The following is an 18,209-nucleotide window of genomic DNA, read 5'->3' as shown; positions in this document are numbered from 1 at the left end:
CCGCTCCACCCACGCCCCCACCCCGAGAAGCCGACCGCGCCACGCCGGGCGAGGACCGGCGTGGAATCCAACTCAGAACAGCGTGATCGGCTTGACGATGTCGGCGTAGATGAGGAGGGCGCTCATGCCGCCGAGGACGAGGACGACGACGTAGGTGAGCGGGAGCAGGCGGGCGATGTCGACCGGGCCGGGGTCGCGGCGTCCGAAGAGCTTGGCGATCCGGCGGCGCAGGCCCTCCCAGAGGGCGCCGGCGATGTGGCCGCCGTCCATGGGGAGCAGCGGCACCAGGTTGAAGACGAGGAGGGCGACGTTGAGCGAGGCGAGGACGCCGACCATCGTCTGCACCTTCGACACGACGGGGAGCTGGTCGGAGGCGGCGATCTCGCCCGCGATCCGGCCGACTCCGACGACGCTGATCGGGCCGTTGGCGTCGCGGGCCTCCGAGCCGAACGCCGCCTGGGCGACGTCGATGAGGCGCTGCGGAAGGTTGAGGATGACGTGGGCGACGCTGGTGATGTTCGACCAGACCGTCTCGGGCACCGCGGTGATCGGCTGCTGCGCGAGGGCCGACGTGGGCGAGATGCCGATGAAGCCGACCGTCTGCGTCTCGATCGCACCGGAGGCGTCGGTGACGGGGGCGCCGTTCGCGTCGGTCACCGCGACCTCGTTCTCGGCGGGGGTGATCGTGAGGGTCAGCGGGGCGCCGTCGCGCTGGACGGACACGCTGAGCGGGACGCCCGCGGAGCGCTGGATGATCGGGGTCAGGTCGTTCCAGGTGCTCACCGGAGTGCCGTCGATCGCCGTGATCGTGTCGCCCGGCAGCAGGCCCGCCGCGGCTCCGGGTGCCAGCGGGTCGTCGGCGGTGCAGGTCGCGGTCGCGCGCTGCGACTCCGGGACCACGCACTGCGAGACCGCGGCGAGGGTGCTGGTGCTCTGCGGGATCCCGATGCCGCAGAGGAGGACGGTGAAGAGGACCGTGGCGATCACGAGGTTCATGAAGGGGCCGCCGGCCATGACGATCACGCGCTTCCACACGGGGAGCCGGTAGAACGCGCGGTGGTCCTCGCCGTCACCGATCGTCTCGGCGCTGGCGGCGCGGGCCTCGTCGATCATCGTGGCGTAGGCGCCGCGCCGGGGCTCCTCGAGCTGGGCCTCGGAGGACGCCAGGCCGTTGAAGAAGCCGGTGCTCGACTCCGTGGGCCGGTCCCCCGGGTGCTTCGGCGGGTACATGCCGATCATGGCGATGTAGCCGCCGAGCGGGATCGCCTTGACGCCGTACTCCGTCTCGCCTCGGCGCCGGGAGAAGAGGGTCGGCCCGAACCCGATCATGTACTGCGTGACCTTGACCCCGAACAGCTTGGCGGGGAGCAGGTGCCCGACCTCGTGCAGGGCGATGGAGAGGGCGACGCCGACGGCGATGATGACGACGCCGAGGACGAAGAGCAGCACGGATTCCACCGACACACTGTAGGCCGGGCCCGCCTGTCCACGCTGGGGTGCGCCTGCACGGATCCGATGAACTCCGCGGCCGAGCGGATCAGCGGCGCGACGTCCGCCGACACGGATCCGCGGAGACGGAGCCCGTGCGGATGACCCCTGGTCATACTCCGGCGATCCGCTCGTCCGCCGTGCGGCGCGCCCACTCCTCCGCCGCGGCCAGCGACTCGCGGGTCAGCGCGCCGTCGACGCTGTGCGTATCGACCACCGCCTCCACCGTCTCGAGGATGTCGAGGTAGCCGATCCGCCCCGCGTGGAACGCCTGCACGGCCTGCTCGTTCGCCGCGTTGAACACGGCCGGGTAGGAGGCGCCCGCCTCCCCGACGCGCTTCGCGAGCCGGACCGAGGGGAACGCCTCCTCGTCCAGCGGCTCGAACGTCCAGGAGTGGGAGCGGGTCCAGTCGAGCGGGACGCCGACCCCGGCGACACGGTGCGGCCAGTCGAGGCCGAGCGAGATCGGGAGCCGCATGTCCGGCGGCGAGGCCTGGGCGATCGTCGAGCCGTCGACGTACTCGACCATCGAGTGGATCACCGACTGCGGGTGCACGGTGACGTCGATCCGGTCGTAGGGCACGTCGAAGAGCAGGTGCGCCTCGATCACCTCGAGCCCCTTGTTGACCAGGGTGGAGGAGTTGGTCGTGACGACCAGGCCCATGTCCCAGGTCGGGTGCGCGAGCGCCTGCGCCGGGGTGACGTCGCGGAGGGAGGCGCGGTCGCGTCCCCGGAACGGCCCGCCGGACGCGGTCAGCACGAGGCGGCGGACCTCGCGGTGCTCGCCCGCGAGGAGTGCCTGGGCGATCGCGGAGTGCTCGGAGTCGACCGGCACGATCTGGCCGGGACCGGCGAGCGAGGTGACGAGCTCGCCGCCGACGATCAGCGACTCCTTGTTGGCGAGGGCGAGCGTCCTGCCCTCCTCGAGCGCCGCGAGCGTCGGGCCGAGCCCCACCGAGCCGGTGATCCCGTTCAGCACGACGTCCGCATCGACCGAGCGGATCAGCTGCTCGGCCTCCTCGGCGCCGAACGCCGTGTGCTCGACGCCGAACGCGGACGCCTGCTCGGCGACCGCCGCCCGGTTCGAGCCGGCGGCGAGGCCGACGACCTCGAACCGCTCGCGGTTCGCGCCGATGACGTCGAGAGCCTGCGTGCCGATGGACCCGGTCGAGCCGAGGATGATGACCCTGCGCATCCGCCCATCCTGGCACGGAGCACCCAGCGCCTCCCGGTCAGCTGATGGCGAGGATGTCGACCACGAAGACGAGGGTGTCGGTCCCGCTGATCCCCGCGTTCTGGTTGCCCTGGTCGCCGTAGCCCTTGGACGGCGGGATGGTGACCAGCACCTGCGAGCCGACGGTCTGGCCGACGACGGCCTCCTTGAAGCCCTCGATCACGTCGCCGGTGCCGAAGGCGGCGGGAGCGGGCTTCCCCCAGCTCTGGTCGAACACCTCGCCGGTGCCCCAGACCACGCCCTGGTACTGCACGATCAGCTGGTCGCCGTCGGCCACGGTCGCGCCGCTCCCCTTCTTGAGGACGGCGAGCTGCAGGTCGGCGGGCGGGTCGGTCGAGGGGATGGTGACGGTGGGCGCCCCGTCCTCGGCGAGCGCCACCGTCGGCAGGCCGTCGACCGGGGGCTGCGGCTCGCCGTCCGCGGCGGTCGGCACGATCTGCTCGACGTCGATCACCATGACGATCGAGTCGGTCGCGGCGATGCCGAACTGGCTCTGCCCGGCGTCGCCGAACGCGTCGGCCGGGGGAACGACGGCGACGACGCGCGAGCCGACGGTCGCGCAGTTGACGGCCTTCACGAGGCCGGCGAGGTACTGGTCGGTGTCGACCTCGAAGGCCGCGCGGCCACCGGACGCGTAGCTGCTCGCCGAGAACTCGGCACCGCTCGTCCCGTTGTAGAGCGTGTAGTCGACCAGCACGGTGTCGCCCTCGGCGACCTCCTCGCCGGTGCCCTCGATCGCGACCGAGCGCTCGGTGGCGTCCACGCTGACCGGGCTGGGGAACACGGTGACCGGCTTGGTGGCGAAGTCGCCGCTGGTCTGCACCGCGGCGGTCGCGTCGCCCTCGGTCGCGCAGCCGAGCGGAGTCGCGGAGGCGGACGGCGCTGCATCCGGCTCCCCGGGGGTGCAGGCCGCCAGGCTCAGGGAGGCGCCGAGGACGGCGAGGATCGCGAGGGTTCTGCGCACAGGGGCACCTTTCGTGACCGGCGGCGGCCGGTGGACGTTCGGGGATCGCCTCCATCCTGCACGGCGCGCCTCGCAACGCGCTGGGTGCGGGTCCTCGAACGGTCCCAGGCCTACCATCGGGGCATGCGTGAATTCTCGGTCCCCCAGTCCCGAGAGCTCGTCACCGAGCTCCCCGGCCCGCGCTCCGTCGCCCTCCAGGAGCGCCGCGTCGCCAGCGTCTCCCGCGGCGCCGGGACGCTCGCGAACATCTACATGGACCACGCGTCGGGCGCGGTCCTGGTCGACGTCGACGGCAACCGCCTGATCGACCTCGGCTGCGGCATCGGAGTGACCACCATCGGCCACGCGCACCCCGCGGTCGCCGCGGCGGCCGCCGCGCAGGCCGAGAAGCTGACGCACACCCTCTTCACCGTCACTCCGTACGAGAACTACGTCCGGGTCGCCGAGAAGCTCGCCGAGATCGCCCCCGGGGACTTCGAGAAGCACTCGATCCTGGTGAACTCCGGCGCGGAGGCGGTCGAGAACGCCGTCAAGATCGCGCGGAAGTTCACCGGCCGCCGCGCCATCGCGACGCTCGACCACGCCTTCCACGGCCGCACCAACCTCACGATGGCGATGACCTACCGCCCCTGGCCGGAGCGCGCGGGCATGGGCCCCTTCCCGGGAGAGATCTACAGCCTCCCGATCAGCTACCCGTTCCGCGACCCCGAGGGCATGACGGGCGAGGAGGCGGCCGAGCGCACCATCGACCACATCACCACCCACATCGGCGCGCAGGAGCTGGCCGCGCTCTTCGTCGAGCCGATCCAGGGCGACGGCGGCATCATCATCCCGGCGCCGGGCTACTTCCGCCGCCTGTCCGAGTTCTGCACCGAGAACGGCATCGTCTTCGTCGCGGACGAGATCCAGGCCGGCATCGCCCGCACCGGCACCTGGTACTCCATCGAGCACCACGGCGTGGTCCCGGACCTCATCACGACGGCCAAGGGCATCGCCGGCGGCTTCCCGCTCGCCGCCGTCACCGGCCGCGCCGAGATCATGGACGCCGTGCAGCCCGGCGGCATCGGCGGCACGTTCGGCGGCAACCCCGTCTCCACCGCCGCGGCGCTCGCGACGTTCGAGGCGATCGAGTCCGAGGGCCTGCTGGAGGAGGCGCAGCGGGTCGAGCGCCTGCTGGAGGCGCGGATCGGCGATTGGGCCGAGCGCTTCGCGGTCGTGGGCGAGGTCCGCGGCAAGGGCGCGATGTGGGGCGTCGAGCTCGTCCACCCGGGCACGAAGAAGCAGTACCCGGAGGCGCTCACCGCGATCCTGAAGCACGCCACCACGAACGGCGTGATCGTCCTCGACGCGGGCAGCTGGGACAGTGTGCTGCGGATCATGCCGAGCGTGGTCATCAGCGAGGAGCTCATCGACGACGCCGCGACGGTCATCGAGGAGGCGCTCGCCCAGCTCGGCTGAGCCGCCGCATGACCGGAGCGGCATGGACGCCCCGGTAGCTTCGTCGGAATGCGGATCGACGACCACGAGAGGCCGACTCCCCCGGGGATCGGCCTCTCCGCGCGTCTGGCGCGCCTGTCCATCGGCGGCGTCGGCCGGCTGGTCTACCGGCCGATCGTGGAGGGGCGCGACAACGTCCCGGCCGAGGGACGCGTGATCCTGGCGGCCAACCACCTCTCGTTCATCGACTCCCCGGTGCTGACGCTGCTCGCCCCGCGGCCGGTGCAGTTCCTGGCCAAGTCGGACTACTTCACGGGGACCGGCGTGCGGGGCGCCCTCTCGCGCGCCTTCTTCACGAGCGTCGGAGCGGTCGCGGTCGAGCGAGGCGCCGGCCAGGCCGCTCAGGAGGCGCTGGACCTCGGCCGGGCGATCCTCGAGCGGGACGAGGCGTTCGCCGTCTACCCCGAGGGCACCCGCTCCCGCGACGGGCGCCTCTACAAGGGCCGCACCGGAGTGGCGTGGCTCGCCCTGACCACGGGCGCGCCGGTGGTCCCCGTCGGCATGATCGGCACGCAGGAGCTCCAGCCGGTGGGCACGAGGGTGCCGCGCCTGCACCGGATCACGGTCCGCTTCGGGGCTCCGCTGGACCTCTCGCGGCACGGCTCCGCCGACTCCGGCCGCGCCCGACGCCACGCCACCGACGAGGTGATGGCGGCCGTCCACGCGCTCTCCGGGCAGGAGCTCGCCGGTGCGTACAACGAGTCGCCGCCGACGACCACGGTCGAGCGCATCCGCCGGGCGCTCCCGCACGAGCGCCGCTGAGCCTCAGCGCGCGGACGCCTCCGGCTCGTGGGCGACGGGGAAGTTCACCGAGTTGGCGATGAAGCAGAGCCGGGAGGCCTCGGCGTGCAGCGTCTGGGCGATCGCCACCATCGACTCCTCGGCGACAGTGACGCGGGGCCGGAGGGTCACCGAGGTGAAGCGGCCGCTCTCCCCCTCCTGCAGCATCGAGCCCACCGCGTCGTCCGTGTAGCCGGTGACGACGACTCCGTTCTTGACCGCCACGTGCAGGTAGGAGAGGAGGTGGCACTGCGCGAGCGCCGCGAGGAGCAGCTGCTCCGGGTTCCAGCGGTCGGCGTCGCCCCGGAAGGGCGTGTCGGCCGAGGCGAGGATGGGCGCCGGGCCCTCCGCCGTGACGGTCAGCTGGCGCCCGTACTCGCGGTAGCCGCTCGTGCCGGTGCCCCGGTCGCCCTCCCAGACGACGGACACCGCGTACTCGTGCTCGGACTTCATCGGGCTCCTCCTCGACGGCGGTGGATCAGGCCGGTCGCGCCGGTCTGGACCTCTGGACGCGGAACCCCCGCGGGTAGACTCCGAGGACCATGACAGACACGCTCGCCCCCCAGGTTCCCACGTCCGCAGTCCCCCAGGAGCGGCGCGTCGCGACCGAGATCCCCGGGCCGCGATCCCGGGCCCTGCACGAGCGCCGCCTCGCCGTCGTGCCCACCGGCGTCGGCACCGCGCTCCCCGTCTACATCGACCGCGCGCACGGCGCGATCCTGGTCGACGTCGACGGCAACAGCTTCATCGACCTCGGCGCCGGCATCGGCGTGACGACGATCGGGCACACCGACGACTCCGTCGTCGCGGCCGCCGCGGAGCAGCTCGCGCGCCTCACGCACACCCTCTTCACCGTCACTCCGTACGAGCCCTACATCCGCGTCGCGGAGCTGCTGGCCCAGCACACCCCCGGCGACTTCGCCAAGAAGACCGTCCTGGTCAACTCCGGCGCCGAGGCGGTCGAGAACGCCGTCAAGATCGCGCGCAAGCACACCGGGCGCCCCGGCGTCGCGGTGCTCGACCACGCGTACCACGGCCGCACGAACCTCACGATGGCCATGAACTTCAAGGCGCTGCCCTACGGCCTGGGCTTCGGACCCTTCGCCAGCGACGTCCACCGCGCGCCGAGCTCGTACCCGTACCACGACGGCCTGTCGGGAGCCGAGGCCGCCCAGCGCGCGATCTCGTACCTCGAGAAGACCGTCGGCGCGTCCGCCCTGGCCTGCCTCGTCGCCGAGCCCATCCAGGGCGAGGGCGGCTTCATGGTCCCCGCCGACGGCTTCCTCCCGGCACTGCAGGAGTGGTGCACGGCCAACGGCATCGTCTTCGTCGCCGACGAGATCCAGTCGGGCATGGCCCGCACCGGCGCCTGGTTCGCCAGCGAGCACCTCGGCCTCGTCCCCGACCTCGTCCTCTCGGCCAAGGGCATCGCCGGCGGCCTGCCGCTCGCGGGCGTGACGGGCCGCGCCGAGATCATGGACTCGGCGCAGGCCGGCGGACTGGGCGGCACCTTCGGCGGGAACCCCGTCGCCGCCGCCGCCGCCGTCGCGGTCTTCGAGCGCATCGAGCGCGAGGGCCTCCTCGCCGAGGCCGACCGGATCGGCGCCCGCCTGGGCGCGGCGCTGCGAGGCCTGCAGGAGCGCTACGACATCATCGGCGACGTCCGCGGCATCGGCGCGATGATGGCGATGGAGCTCGTGCAGCCCGGCACCGCCGGCACCACGAAGGAGCCGAACGCCGTCGCGGTCCAGGCGATCATCGATTACGCCGCCCAGCACGGGGTCCTCGTGCTGAGCGCCGGCACCTACGGCAACGTGGTCCGCTTCCTGCCGAGCCTCGCCCTCACCGACGAGCTGCTCGACGACGCCGTGTCGGTCATCGCCGACGCGTTCGCCACCCTCTAGGCGCGATCCTCCGAAGGCCACCGCGGGCGCCGATGCGCTCCCCGGTGGCCTTCGGCGTCTCCGGGAGCGCGGGACCGGTCGGCGCATCGGGCAGGATGGGGGGATGCCAGCAGGAACCTTCACCGTCGCCGAGTCCGTCGAGCTGGCCGTCGTCGAGCGATCCGGGTTCGTCGAGTCGCGCCACGCCGGCTCCGCCGTCCTCCTCGACTCCGAGGGCCGCGTCGCCCGCAGCCTCGGCACCCCGACGGCTCCCGTCTTCCCCCGCTCCTGCCTCAAGCCGTTCCAGGCCCTCGCGGTGATGACCGCCGGAGTCGAGCTGAACGGCGCGGAGGCGGTCATCGCCACCGCGAGCCACGCCGGCATCCCCCAGCACGTGGCGCTGGTGCAGAACCTGCTCTTCCGCGCCGGCCTGGACCACACCGCCCTGCAGTGCCCGGCCGACTGGCCCGGCGACTCCGGGACCCGCGCTCAGCTGCTGCGGGCGGGCGCGACTCCCGACCCGCTCTACATGAACTGCTCGGGCAAGCACGCGGCGATGCTGCTGGCCTGCGTGCAGAACGGCTGGAGCACCGAGGACTACCTCGAGCGGACGCACCCGCTGCAGCAGCACATCGTCGACACGATCGAGCGCCTCACCGGCGAGCGCGTCGTGGCCTCGGGGATCGACGGCTGCGGAGCTCCCGTGCACGCCCTTCCTCTGACCGCGCTGGCGAAGGGCGTCTCGCGGATCGTGTCCTCCTCCCCCGCCTCACCGTTCGGCCTCTACCGCCAGGCCGGCGTCCTCACCGCCGCGATCCTCGAGAACGCGTGGGCGATCGACGGCCCGGGCCGGGACAACACCGTCGTGATCGAGCGCCTGGGCCTGGTCGCCAAGCTCGGCGCCGAGGGCGTGCTCGTGATGGCCTCGCCCGACGGCACCACCGTCGCCCTGAAGATCCTCGACGGGAGCCTGCGCGCCGCGACCGTGGTCGCGCTGAAGCTCCTGGTCGAGGCGGACGCGGTGGACCGGACCGCGGCGAACGACGTGCTGGTGCGGCTGAACCCGGTCGTGTCGGGCGGCGGGCGCCCGGTCGGCGCGATCCGCGCCTCCTACGTCTGACCGCACCTCCCGGCACGCCCAGAGCTACTGCTCGCGCGCGAGGCGCTTCGCCCGGGCCGCCGCGGAGACCTGCGTGATCACCACCACGAGGATCGCCAGGACGAACACCGCCGATGCGATGACGTTCGCCTCCGCCGGGATGCCGCGCGCCGCCGCGATGTAGATGTACTTCGGGAACGTGGTGACCGATCCGGAGTTGAAGTTCGTGATGATGAAGTCGTCGAAGCTCAGCGCGAAGGAGAGCAGCGCCGCGGCGAGGATGCCGGGCAGCAGCAGCGGGAAGGTGATCCACCAGAAGACCTGGTTCGGCGACGCGTAGAGGTCGCGTCCCGCCTCCTCCAGCTTCGGGTCTAGGCTCGCCACCCGCGCCTTCACGGTGACCACGACGAAGCTGATGCAGAACATCGTGTGCGCCAGCACGATCGTGACCAGCCCCTTCTCGGCGCCCACGCTGAGGAACTGCGCGGCGAGGCCGGCTCCGAGCACCACCTCCGGAGTCGCCATGGGGAGGAACAGCAGCAGGCTGATCGCCGACCGGAACCGGAAGCGGAACCGCACGAGCGCGATGGCGATCATGGTGCCGAGCGCAGTGGCCAGCACGGTGGCGATCACACCGACCAGCAGGCTGTTCCCGAAGGCGGTCATCACCTCCTCGCTGGTCCAGGCCGACACCCACTTGTCGAGGGTGAACCCGCGCCAGGCGAGGTTGCTCTTCCCCGAGTCGTTGAAGGAGAAGACGAAGGTGTACCCGATCGGGATGAGCAGGAAGAGCAGCGCCAGCGCCGTGTAGACGCCGAGCCCGAGGCCCCGGAAGCGGCGGCGGCCCCGGATCGGGGCGGGGGGCGGCGCGCCGAGCGCCTCCTGGGCGCTCGCGAGCGGACGGTCGGCCGTCGCGGTCACAGGAGGTCCTCCGTTCCACTGCGCTTCACGTAGAAGCCGACGATGACCAGGATCACGGCCATCAGCACGATCGAGAGCGCGGCGGCCGCCGGGTAGTTCTCGAGCGTGAGGAAGTTCGCCTCGATCGCGTTGCCCACCATCGAGGTCTGGGACGAGCCGAGGAAGTCCCGGCTCGCGTTGATGTAGTCGCCCGCCGCGGGGATGAACGTCAGCAGCGTGCCCGAGACGATGCCCGGCATCGACAGGGGGACGGTCACGCTCCAGAACACGGAGGCGGGGTGCGCGTAGAGATCCGACCCGGCCTCCAGGAAGCGCACGTCGAGGCGCTCGAGCGTCGTGTACAGCGGCAGCGTCATGAACGGGATGAAGTTGTAGGTGATGCCGAAGATCACGGCGATCGGCGTCCCCGTGAGGTGGCCGTCGCTCGGCAGGACCGCCACGGCCTTGAGCGCCTGCACGAGCGGGCTCTCATCCGCGAGGATCTGCTTCCACGCCAGCGTCCGGAGCAGGAAGCTGATGAAGAAGGGCGCGATCACCAGCGTGAGGAGCAGGTTCTGCAGCAGCGGCCAGGGCCGCGCCTTCACTCCGATGAAGTAGGCCAGCGGGTAGCTGATCACCAGCGCGAGCACCGTCGCGATCAGCGCGTAGCCGAAGGAGCGGAGCACGTGCGGCCAGTAGTCGCCCATCACCACGAGGTAGTTCTGCCAGGCGAACCCGGGGGCGTACTCGCCGATGTCCCCGTCCGGCACCTCGGCCTGGAACGACGTGAGCACGAGCGAGATCAGCGGCGCCAGGAAGAACAGCAGCATGTAGGCGATGCCCGGCAGCAGCAGGACCAACGCGATCGTCGACCGCCGGCGGACCGGAGCGTCCTGAGGATCCGCCTGCCCCGTGGCGAAGGCGGCGAAGGCCATGCCTACGCTCCCCCGCTGCGACCGGCCAGGAGCCCCCGGCGCTGCACGGCGATGGCGCTGGTGGAGTCGTCCGCCTCGAAGCGCGGGACCGAGCCCGGTTCGTCCGCGAGTCCGAAGCCGTGCTCGGTGCTGAAGCCGACCCACACCTCCGCTCCCTCGCCGACGACGGGCCCGAAGACCATGTTCTGCGCGAAGACGACCACCGGGCCCAGGCCCGGCATCCGGATCGTGTACTGGGTGCTGACCCCGCTGAAGGAGACGTCGACCACGCGGCCGGGCCCCAGCACGTTCCGGCCGGAGTCCGCCGGCGGCTCCTGCGTCAGCAGCAGGAGCTTCTCGGGGCGGACGCCGACGGTGATCTCCCCGCTCGTGCGAGCGCAGCGGGCGACGGGCACGACGATCCGGTGCCCGCCCGCGTCGACGGTGAGTGCGCGGTCGGTGCTGCCGACCACCTCACCCGTGAAGAGGTTGGACTGGCCGAGGAAGTTCGCGACGAACGCGGTGCGCGGGAGCTCGTAGAGCTCCTCCGGCGCGCCCATCTGCTCGATCCTGCCCTTGTTCATCACCGCGACGGTGTCGGCCATCGTCATGGCCTCCTCCTGGTCGTGCGTGACGTGGAGGAAGGTGAGGCCCACCTCCTCCTGGATCGACTTGAGCTCCAGCTGCATCTGCCGGCGGAGCTTGAGGTCGAGGGCGCCGAGCGGCTCGTCGAGCAGGAGCAGGGCGGGCCGGTTGACGAGGGCGCGCGCGAGGGCGACTCGCTGCTGCTGACCACCGGAGAGCTGCGCGGGGCGGCGCTGGGCGAGGTGGTCGAGCTCGACCAGGCGGAGCGCCTCGTGCGCCTTGCCGACGGGGTCGGCGATCCTCCGCCGCTTCAGGCCGAAGGCGACGTTCTCGAGGATCGACATGTGCGGGAACAGCGCGTACGACTGGAACACGGTGTTGACGGGCCGCTGGTACGTCTTCGTCTCAGTGACGTCCCGCCCGCCGATGAGGATCCGGCCGGCGGAGGGCTCCTCGAGCCCGGCGACCAGGCGCAGCGTCGTCGTCTTGCCGCAGCCCGAGGGCCCCAGCAGGGCGAAGAAGGAGCCCGCCGGGATGGTGAGGTCCAGGGAGTCGATGGCCGTGAAGCCCGGGTACTGCTTGCTGATCCCGACCAGCTGGAGGTCGGCGCCGCTCTCGGCGAAGGTCCCGATCGCCATCAGATGCCCAGGAGCACCTTCTGGAACTCGGCCTGGTACTCCTTCTCCTCCGCGGCGGTCAGGGTCCGGAACACGTGCGCCTGCGCGAGCGTGTCCTCGTCGGGGAAGATCAGCTGGTTCTCGGCCAGCTCCGGATCGATGCTCTCCATGACGTCCTTCGCTCCATCCACGGGGGTGATGTAGTTGACCCAGGCGGCCACCTCGGCGGCGACCTCGGGCTCGTAGTAGTAGTTCATCAGGGCTTCGGCGTTGGCCTTACGCTCGGAGCCCATCGGGACCACGAAGGTGTCGTTCCAGAGCGCGCCGCCCGAGTCGGGGAAGGCGAACTCCCACTTGTCGCCGGCCTCGGCGTTGATCAAGGTGATGTCGCCGGACCAGCAGATAGCCGCGAGGGTGTCCTCGTTCTGCAGGTCGTTGAGGTACGCGTTCCCCTTGATGTTGCGGATCTGTCCGGCGTCGACCTGCTCGCGGAAGACGTCGATCGCGTTCATGTACTCGTCGTCGCCCCAGGAACCGGCGATGTCCGTCCCCTGAGCGAGCATGATGAGCCCGATCGTGTCGCGCATCTCGCTCAGCACGCCGACGCGGCCGCGGAGCGACGGATCCCACAGCTCCTCGATGCTCGAGAGGCCCTTCGGCAGCTTCTCCCTGTTCCAGCAGATGCCCGAGAACCCCGCCTGGTACGGGAGGGAGAGCCGGCGGCCCGGATCGAAGTCGGGGTTCGCCAGCGAGGGGGTGAGGTTGGCGATGTTCGGGATGTTCGCGTGGTCGAGCTCCTGCACGTAGCCGCGGCGGACCAGGCGCGAGACCATCCACTCCGTCAGGCAGACCGTGTCGGCGCCGATGTACTGCCCGAGCGCGAGCTGGTCCTTCACCTTGCCGTAGTAGGAGTTGTTGTCGTCGACGGCGACGTTGTAGGTCACCGCGATGCCCGTCTGCTCCTCGAAGCCCTGGAGCGTGGGGTAGTTCCCGTCGTCGTCCTCGTCCATGTAGGCGGGCCAGTTGTCCCACACCAGGCGCGGGTCGCCGGCCGATCCGTCGGCGGCGGCGGTCGGAGCGGCACGGGTCTGCGGGGCGCAGGCGGCCAGGGCGAGGGCACCCGCTCCGAGGCCGATCCCGCCGAGGACCGCCCGACGCGAGAGGACTGCCCGGCGCTCGCGCTCGTGCGAGCATGCCGCGGCGACGGCCCGGCGGAGGACGGGATCCCTCGGGAGGGGACGGGTCATGGCGGGGGCTCCTGACTGCGTCGGGGCTCGTGCCTCGGGGGCCGAACGTGGGGAAATACTGGCACAGCGCTCATCCACCTGTCACGGTGAACGGAGGAGAACGCTCATCCGGAAACATGATCGTCACGAATTCCGCACCCGGAGGCCGTGTCGACCGCCGATTCGGTCCCCGGAGGCCCTGCCGTCAGCGGGTGAGGGGCGGGCGTCCCGAGCCGCCGGCGGACCCGTCGACGCGCTCGACCGCCATCTCGACGGAGGAGAGCAGGATCCGGCTGCCGAGCTTCGCGCGGTAGCGGCGGCCGGCCTCGAGCGGGAGTGGCGCCTGGGTCGGCGCGACCAGCACGGACCCGTTGGCCGACCAGCGGTCCCTGACCCAGAGCCCGCCCTCGTCGAAGCCGAACTCGAGGTGGGTCTTGGAGAGGGATCGCGACGGATCCGGGATCGCGAGGATGTGCCGGAACGTCTCGTTGGGGTCCGGGAGCGGCTGGCGTCCGATCAGGCCGTTGCCGGTCACGATCGCGTGCTGCCCGGTCGCGAAGCTGAGGCGCACGAGCCCCTGCGAGGGCGGCGCCATCGGAGCGCCGGGGGCGGGACGCCGGTGCCGGCCGGGGGCCAGGCCCGGCAGCCAGGCACGGCGGGACGGGTCGAGGACCGTCGTGTCACCGGAGGACGAGGGGCGGGACGCACCCGTCGTGGCATGCGCTGCCACCGACGAACCGCACTCGCCGCAGAGGATCGCCCCGGGAGCGAGGTTGGAGCCACACGTGCTGCAGATCACCGAGAACGCCCTTCCGCTCACCATCGTACCCAGCGCCGGCGCGGGGAGCCCCGAGCCGGCCGAACCCGACGCGAACCGGCAGGCGCAGGACCGTCGTACGGCCGTTCGGCGCGTGCGGGCGGTCCGGCGGCACCACGACCGCGGCCGCCCCGTGCCGGGGCGCTGCTCGTCAGACCGGTGCGCCGGCCTCCTCGTCGCCGGTGACCGCGAGGACGTCGACGACGATCACGGTGACGTTGTCGCGCCCGCCGTTGTCCAGCGCGGCGTCGACCAGGGCGTCGGCCGCCTCCTGAGCGGAGCCGGTGCCGCTGAGCAGGTGGCCGACGCCGGCATCGGTCAGCTCCTTCGTGAGTCCGTCCGAGCAGATCAGCAGACGCGATCCGGCGAGGACGGGCACGAGCCGGTAGTCGGGGACGGGCGCCTCGTGGAAGCCGACCGCGCGGGTGATCACGTTGCTGTGCGGATGCACGTCGGCCTCGTCGCGGGAGATCAGGCCCGCGTCGACCAGCTCCTGGACGATGGAGTGGTCCACGGTGAGCTGTACGAGGGTCCCTGCGACGCTCAGGTACACGCGCGAGTCGCCGATGTTGAAGACGGACCAGTAGGGCTCTCCCCCGACCACCGTGAGCGCGATCCCGGTGACCGTGGTCCCGGTGCCGACGTCGGCCGTGTGCGACTGCCGGGCGATGTCCCCGACCGCCTCCCGAAGCGCCCGGTCGATCTCCTCCGCTCCGACGGTCGCGCCGAGCGCCGCGGTGGACAGGCGCGACACGACCGCGTCGCTGGCGACCTCTCCTGCCGCGTGCCCGCCCATCCCGTCGGCGACAGCGAAGAGCGGGCTCTTGGCGAGGTAGCTGTCCTCGTTCGCGCTGCGCACGTGGCCGGTCTCGGTGCGCGCGGCCCAGCCGAGCGTGACTTCGGCCGAGGGTGCGTCGGAGCTCCAGGCGGAGACGGGGACGGTGACGGACGCGCGGCTGCGGCCGATCTGCGTCATCGCTGCTCCTCGCATCCCCGTGGCACGCGGCCGTCCGGTCCGACGGCCCGTGACCGCCGACTCCAGGGGTGCCCGGCCGCTTCCCGATGGTAGTCGCTGACGGCCCTCCGCCGAGCCGGCCGCCATCGCTGCCGCCCGATGTCCGTCGCGTAGACGGCTCGACCCTCCGACCACCGGATCCGATGCCGGATCGAGCTCCGACGTGCGGATCCACTTGCCCGGGTACCCGTGGACTGCCAGAATCGCCGCATGGCCCCGTCTCGCCCACCCTCTCAGCGTCCTGTCCAGCTCGACGAGGTGTCGAAGGCGATCATCGAGCAGCTGCAGGCCGACGGTCGGCGCTCGTACGCCGAGATCGGCAAGGCCGTGGGCCTGAGCGAGGCGGCCGTCCGGCAGCGGGTGCAGAAGCTCACCGAGTCGGGCGTCATGCAGATCGTCGCGGTGACGGATCCGATGCAGCTCGGCTTCTACCGTCAGGCGATGATCGGTGTGCGCGTCACCGGCGACACCCGCGACGTCGCGGACCGGCTCGCCTCCATCCCCGCCGTCGACTACGTCGTGCTGACAGCCGGCTCCTTCGACATCCTCGCCGAGGTCGTGTGCGAGAACGACGACGATCTGATCGCCCTGCTCAACCAGGAGATCCGGTCGCTTCCCGGCGTGCTCTCGACCGAGACCTTCGTCTATCTGAAGCTCCACAAGCAGTTCTACAACTGGGGAACGCGGTAAAAGATGACCACCGAGACAGCCTTCTCGACCTCCGGCCTCGAGTCGGGCGATCCCGTCCGCGGGACCGACGCGCCAGGGGGGATCGACGACGCCTCCCTGCAGAAGAAGGCGAAGGACCATCTCTGGATGCACTTCACCCGTCAGTCGACGATGGACTCCGGCGCAGGCGTGCCGATCATCACTCGCGGCGAGGGACATCACATCTGGGACAGCACCGGGCGCAAGTACTTCGACGGCCTGTCCGGCCTCTTCGTCGTCAATGCGGGACACGGGCGGCGCCGACTGGCGGAGGCCGCGGCGAAGCAGGCGTCCGAGCTCTCCTTCTTCCCGCTCTGGTCCTACGCGACCCCCTCGGCGATCGAGCTGGCCGACCGGCTCGCCGACCACGCGCCGGGCGACCTCAACCGGGTCTTCTTCTCGACCGGCGGCGGCGAGGCGGTGGAGACGGCTTTCAAGCTCGCCAAGCACTACTGGAAGCTGCAGGGCAAGCCGGGCAAGCACAAGGTCGTCTCGCGCTCGGTCGCCTATCACGGCACTCCCCAGGGAGCGCTCGCGATCACGGGCATTCCCGGGATGAAGTCGATGTTCGAGCCGCTGGTGCCGGGCGGCTTCCGCGTCCCCAACACCAACTTCTACCGGGCTCCCGAGCACGGCGACGACCTGGAGGCGTTCGGCCTGTGGGCGGCGAACCGCATCGAGGAGATGATCGAGTTCGAGGGGCCGGAAACGGTGGCCGCCGTGTTCCTGGAGCCCGTGCAGAACTCGGGCGGCTGCTTCCCGCCCCCTCCCGGGTACTTCCAGAGGGTCCGCGAGATCTGCGACAAGCACGACGTGCTGCTGGTGTCCGATGAGGTGATCTGCGCGTTCGGCCGCATCGGGCACATGTTCGCCTGCGACGAGTACGGGTACGTGCCGGACATGATCACCTGCGCGAAGGGGATGACCAGCGGCTACTCCCCCATCGGCGCGACGATCGTCAGCGATCGGATCTACGAGCCCTTCCGCCACGGTCAGGTCGTCTTCCCGCACGGCTACACCTTCGGCGGCCACCCCGTCTCGGCCGCGGTCGCGCTCGAGAACCTCGACATCTTCGAGGAGGAGGGCCTGAACGAGCGCGTGCGAGAGAACTCGCCCGCCTTCCGGTCCACGCTCGAGAAGCTGCTCGACCTGCCGATCGTCGGCGACGTCCGAGGCGACGGCTACTTCTTCGGCATCGAGCTGGTGAAGGACAAGGCGACGAAGGAGACGTTCGACGAGGACGAGTCGGAGCGGCTGCTGCGCGGATTCCTCTCGAAGGGGCTCTTCGACGCGGGGCTGTACTGCCGGGCGGACGACCGAGGCGATCCCGTCGTGCAGCTCGCACCGCCGCTCACCATCGGCCCGCGCGAGTTCGACGAGATCGAGCAGATCCTCCGGAGCGTTCTCACCGAGGCCTGGTCGCGGCTCTAGCGCCCTCACGCGGCGCGCTCTCGCCGATCGGCGGCGAGTGCGGCCGCGACCCGGCGCGCACCTGCGTGGTGCGGATCGAGGGCGACGGCCTCGTCGGCGAGCCGTCCGGCCTCGTCGGCACGGCCCTCACCGGCCAGGATCCGCGCGAGGAGGACGAGCACTCCGGCTCGCTCGCTCGCGGGTGCGACGACGGCGGCACGGCGGAGCAGCGGGGCGAGCGCTCCCGCCGCGCCGGGGTCACCGCTCCGCGCCGACCGCAGCACGCGGTCCGCACCGCGGCTGCGCTGCACGGCCACGACGAGCGCAGCCAGGCCCGCCGGCCGGACCTCGGGATCGGGACCGGTGAGAGCTCGCCGGACGAGGTCGTCGACGCCGTGCAACAGCACGTCGGGCAGTTCGGCCCGCGGGTGGCGGTCGAGGAGACGGTCGACCGCGGCGGCCACCGCTCGCGGGTCGTCCCGGTCGCCGGCCTCGAGCCCGTCGTCACGGCCGGACGACGGGAGCACGGCGACGCGGAGGGCGAGGCCTGGGAGCCGGCGCGCACGCTCCTCGAGGGCGGCGACGAGCTCCTCGCACGACTCCGGACCCGCCTCGCCGGGATGCACCAGCGCGAGTGCCCGCTGCACCCGCCCGAACCGCCCGAGCGCACCGAGGCAGGCCCGCGCGACCAGGGACGGATCCGCCCCCGACAGCTCGAAGCGGAGCGAGCCGCTCGGCGCGCCGGCCCGGAACGGGACGAGCACGAGGCTCGCCTCGGCCGCACCCCGCCGGGATCCGTGAGCGGCATGGAACAGTGCGGCGTCGTCGGGTGAGGCCGGGACACGCGAGGCGGGACCGGGGTGGAGGAGGAGCGCTGAGGAGGTCATGCTGCGATCCTGCCGACCACCGCACCCGCCGGGAGCGACGGTCCTCCGGGATCATCGGAAGGATCTCGAGATCGCCGCCTGTGGAGGGAGAGGTCCCATCGACACCGAATCGCCGACGCACGGATGGCGACCTCCGGCCAGGAATCCCTCCACAGGGACCGATCGGGCGAGTTCTGCACCGGTGT

The 18,209-nt window shown here is 71.6% G+C and carries 17 protein-coding genes; 6 read left to right on the top strand and 11 right to left on the bottom strand.

Features of this window, described 5'->3' with window-relative positions; all coding sequences use genetic code 11:
* Positions 1-72: 72 nt before the first annotated feature.
* From C5C59_RS07185 to C5C59_RS07175, 3 genes are all read right to left on the bottom strand, one after another.
* A complete protein-coding gene (locus tag C5C59_RS07185) occupies positions 73-1,458 on the bottom strand; it encodes an RIP metalloprotease (RefSeq protein WP_258061194.1) in 1,386 nt (461 codons plus the stop codon).
* 142 nt (positions 1,459-1,600) lie between these two features.
* A complete protein-coding gene (dxr, locus tag C5C59_RS07180; protein WP_104237600.1) occupies positions 1,601-2,683 on the bottom strand; it encodes a 1-deoxy-D-xylulose-5-phosphate reductoisomerase in 1,083 nt (360 codons plus the stop codon).
* 37 nt (positions 2,684-2,720) lie between these two features.
* On the bottom strand, positions 2,721-3,686 hold the full coding sequence (locus C5C59_RS07175) for an FKBP-type peptidyl-prolyl cis-trans isomerase (RefSeq protein ID WP_181134069.1): 966 nt from the start codon (positions 3,684-3,686) through the stop codon (positions 2,721-2,723).
* A gap of 123 nt (positions 3,687-3,809) precedes the next feature.
* Between C5C59_RS07175 and C5C59_RS07170 the strand changes: the two genes are divergently transcribed.
* Both C5C59_RS07170 and C5C59_RS07165 read left to right on the top strand, forming a co-directional pair.
* Positions 3,810-5,144: an aminotransferase class III-fold pyridoxal phosphate-dependent enzyme gene (locus C5C59_RS07170; RefSeq protein WP_104237598.1), complete on the top strand. Its 1,335-nt coding sequence runs from the start codon at positions 3,810-3,812 to the stop codon at positions 5,142-5,144.
* A gap of 48 nt (positions 5,145-5,192) precedes the next feature.
* Positions 5,193-5,945, top strand: coding sequence for a 1-acyl-sn-glycerol-3-phosphate acyltransferase (locus C5C59_RS07165; protein WP_104237597.1), 753 nt, complete (start codon positions 5,193-5,195; stop codon positions 5,943-5,945).
* A gap of 3 nt (positions 5,946-5,948) precedes the next feature.
* Here the strand turns inward: C5C59_RS07165 and C5C59_RS07160 are convergent, their stop codons facing one another.
* Positions 5,949-6,416 (bottom strand): OsmC family protein, encoded by a 468-nt coding sequence (locus C5C59_RS07160; RefSeq protein WP_104223041.1) that lies wholly within the window; start codon positions 6,414-6,416, stop codon positions 5,949-5,951.
* Between the two features lie 89 nt (positions 6,417-6,505).
* On the opposite strand from C5C59_RS07160, the gene gabT reads away from it, so the two are divergent.
* On the top strand, positions 6,506-7,867 hold the full coding sequence (gene gabT, locus C5C59_RS07155) for a 4-aminobutyrate--2-oxoglutarate transaminase (RefSeq protein WP_104223040.1): 1,362 nt from the start codon (positions 6,506-6,508) through the stop codon (positions 7,865-7,867).
* Positions 7,868-7,970: 103 nt separating this feature from the next.
* On the top strand, positions 7,971-8,966 hold the full coding sequence (locus C5C59_RS07150) for an asparaginase (protein ID WP_104223039.1): 996 nt from the start codon (positions 7,971-7,973) through the stop codon (positions 8,964-8,966).
* A 24-nt stretch (positions 8,967-8,990) separates the two neighbouring features.
* Here the strand turns inward: C5C59_RS07150 and C5C59_RS07145 are convergent, their stop codons facing one another.
* The 6 genes from C5C59_RS07145 to C5C59_RS07120 form a co-directional block, all read right to left on the bottom strand.
* On the bottom strand, positions 8,991-9,797 hold the full coding sequence (locus C5C59_RS07145; protein ID WP_181134854.1) for an ABC transporter permease: 807 nt from the start codon (positions 9,795-9,797) through the stop codon (positions 8,991-8,993).
* Between the two features lie 65 nt (positions 9,798-9,862).
* Positions 9,863-10,780: an ABC transporter permease gene (locus C5C59_RS07140; protein WP_104223037.1), complete on the bottom strand. Its 918-nt coding sequence runs from the start codon at positions 10,778-10,780 to the stop codon at positions 9,863-9,865.
* Positions 10,781-10,782: 2 nt separating this feature from the next.
* The gene (locus tag C5C59_RS07135) at positions 10,783-11,982 is read right to left on the bottom strand and encodes an ABC transporter ATP-binding protein (RefSeq protein WP_104223036.1); all 1,200 of its coding nucleotides are present in this window, start codon (positions 11,980-11,982) and stop codon (positions 10,783-10,785) included.
* On the bottom strand, positions 11,982-13,208 hold the full coding sequence (locus tag C5C59_RS07130; RefSeq protein ID WP_104237595.1) for a PotD/PotF family extracellular solute-binding protein: 1,227 nt from the start codon (positions 13,206-13,208) through the stop codon (positions 11,982-11,984). The genes C5C59_RS07135 and C5C59_RS07130 overlap by 1 nt, the downstream gene beginning before the upstream one ends.
* Before the next feature lie 184 nt (positions 13,209-13,392).
* Positions 13,393-13,917, bottom strand: coding sequence for a hypothetical protein (locus C5C59_RS07125; RefSeq protein ID WP_104223034.1), 525 nt, complete (start codon positions 13,915-13,917; stop codon positions 13,393-13,395).
* Between the two features lie 238 nt (positions 13,918-14,155).
* Positions 14,156-14,980, bottom strand: a complete 825-nt coding sequence (locus tag C5C59_RS07120) for a PP2C family serine/threonine-protein phosphatase (RefSeq protein ID WP_104225583.1) — start codon at positions 14,978-14,980, stop codon at positions 14,156-14,158.
* Positions 14,981-15,229: 249 nt separating this feature from the next.
* Between C5C59_RS07120 and C5C59_RS07115 the strand changes: the two genes are divergently transcribed.
* Positions 15,230-15,709: an Lrp/AsnC family transcriptional regulator gene (locus tag C5C59_RS07115; protein WP_104223032.1), complete on the top strand. Its 480-nt coding sequence runs from the start codon at positions 15,230-15,232 to the stop codon at positions 15,707-15,709.
* Positions 15,710-15,712: 3 nt separating this feature from the next.
* Positions 15,713-17,158, top strand: coding sequence for an aspartate aminotransferase family protein (locus C5C59_RS07110; protein WP_104237593.1), 1,446 nt, complete (start codon positions 15,713-15,715; stop codon positions 17,156-17,158).
* Between the two features lie 5 nt (positions 17,159-17,163).
* Here C5C59_RS07110 and C5C59_RS07105 read toward each other — a convergent pair whose 3' ends face one another.
* Complete coding sequence (locus C5C59_RS07105; RefSeq protein WP_104237592.1) at positions 17,164-18,024, bottom strand: hypothetical protein; 861 nt, start codon at positions 18,022-18,024, stop codon at positions 17,164-17,166.
* Positions 18,025-18,209 lie beyond the last annotated feature (185 nt).

This window comes from Rathayibacter sp. AY1F4 (assembly GCF_002931775.1).
Lineage (GTDB): Bacteria > Actinomycetota > Actinomycetes > Actinomycetales > Microbacteriaceae > Rathayibacter.
Note: the sequence above shows the minus strand (reverse complement) of the source record. Positions and strands in the feature narration are given on the sequence as shown.

Bases quoted from the DNA above. Each gene is read 5' to 3' on its own strand.
- dxr (WP_104237600.1), bottom strand. From the start codon at position 2,683: ATGCGCAGGGTCATCATCCTCGGCTCGACCGGGTCCATCGGCACGCAG.
- C5C59_RS07170 (WP_104237598.1), top strand. From the start codon at position 3,810: ATGCGTGAATTCTCGGTCCCCCAGTCCCGAGAGCTCGTCACCGAGCTC.
- C5C59_RS07165 (WP_104237597.1), top strand. From the start codon at position 5,193: ATGCGGATCGACGACCACGAGAGGCCGACTCCCCCGGGGATCGGCCTC.
- C5C59_RS07160 (WP_104223041.1), bottom strand. From the start codon at position 6,416: ATGAAGTCCGAGCACGAGTACGCGGTGTCCGTCGTCTGGGAGGGCGAC.
- gabT (WP_104223040.1), top strand. From the start codon at position 6,506: ATGACAGACACGCTCGCCCCCCAGGTTCCCACGTCCGCAGTCCCCCAG.
- C5C59_RS07150 (WP_104223039.1), top strand. From the start codon at position 7,971: ATGCCAGCAGGAACCTTCACCGTCGCCGAGTCCGTCGAGCTGGCCGTC.
- C5C59_RS07140 (WP_104223037.1), bottom strand. From the start codon at position 10,780: ATGGCCTTCGCCGCCTTCGCCACGGGGCAGGCGGATCCTCAGGACGCT.
- C5C59_RS07135 (WP_104223036.1), bottom strand. From the start codon at position 11,982: ATGGCGATCGGGACCTTCGCCGAGAGCGGCGCCGACCTCCAGCTGGTC.
- C5C59_RS07130 (WP_104237595.1), bottom strand. From the start codon at position 13,208: ATGACCCGTCCCCTCCCGAGGGATCCCGTCCTCCGCCGGGCCGTCGCC.
- C5C59_RS07120 (WP_104225583.1), bottom strand. From the start codon at position 14,980: ATGACGCAGATCGGCCGCAGCCGCGCGTCCGTCACCGTCCCCGTCTCC.
- C5C59_RS07115 (WP_104223032.1), top strand. From the start codon at position 15,230: ATGGCCCCGTCTCGCCCACCCTCTCAGCGTCCTGTCCAGCTCGACGAG.
- C5C59_RS07110 (WP_104237593.1), top strand. From the start codon at position 15,713: ATGACCACCGAGACAGCCTTCTCGACCTCCGGCCTCGAGTCGGGCGAT.
- C5C59_RS07105 (WP_104237592.1), bottom strand. From the start codon at position 18,024: ATGACCTCCTCAGCGCTCCTCCTCCACCCCGGTCCCGCCTCGCGTGTC.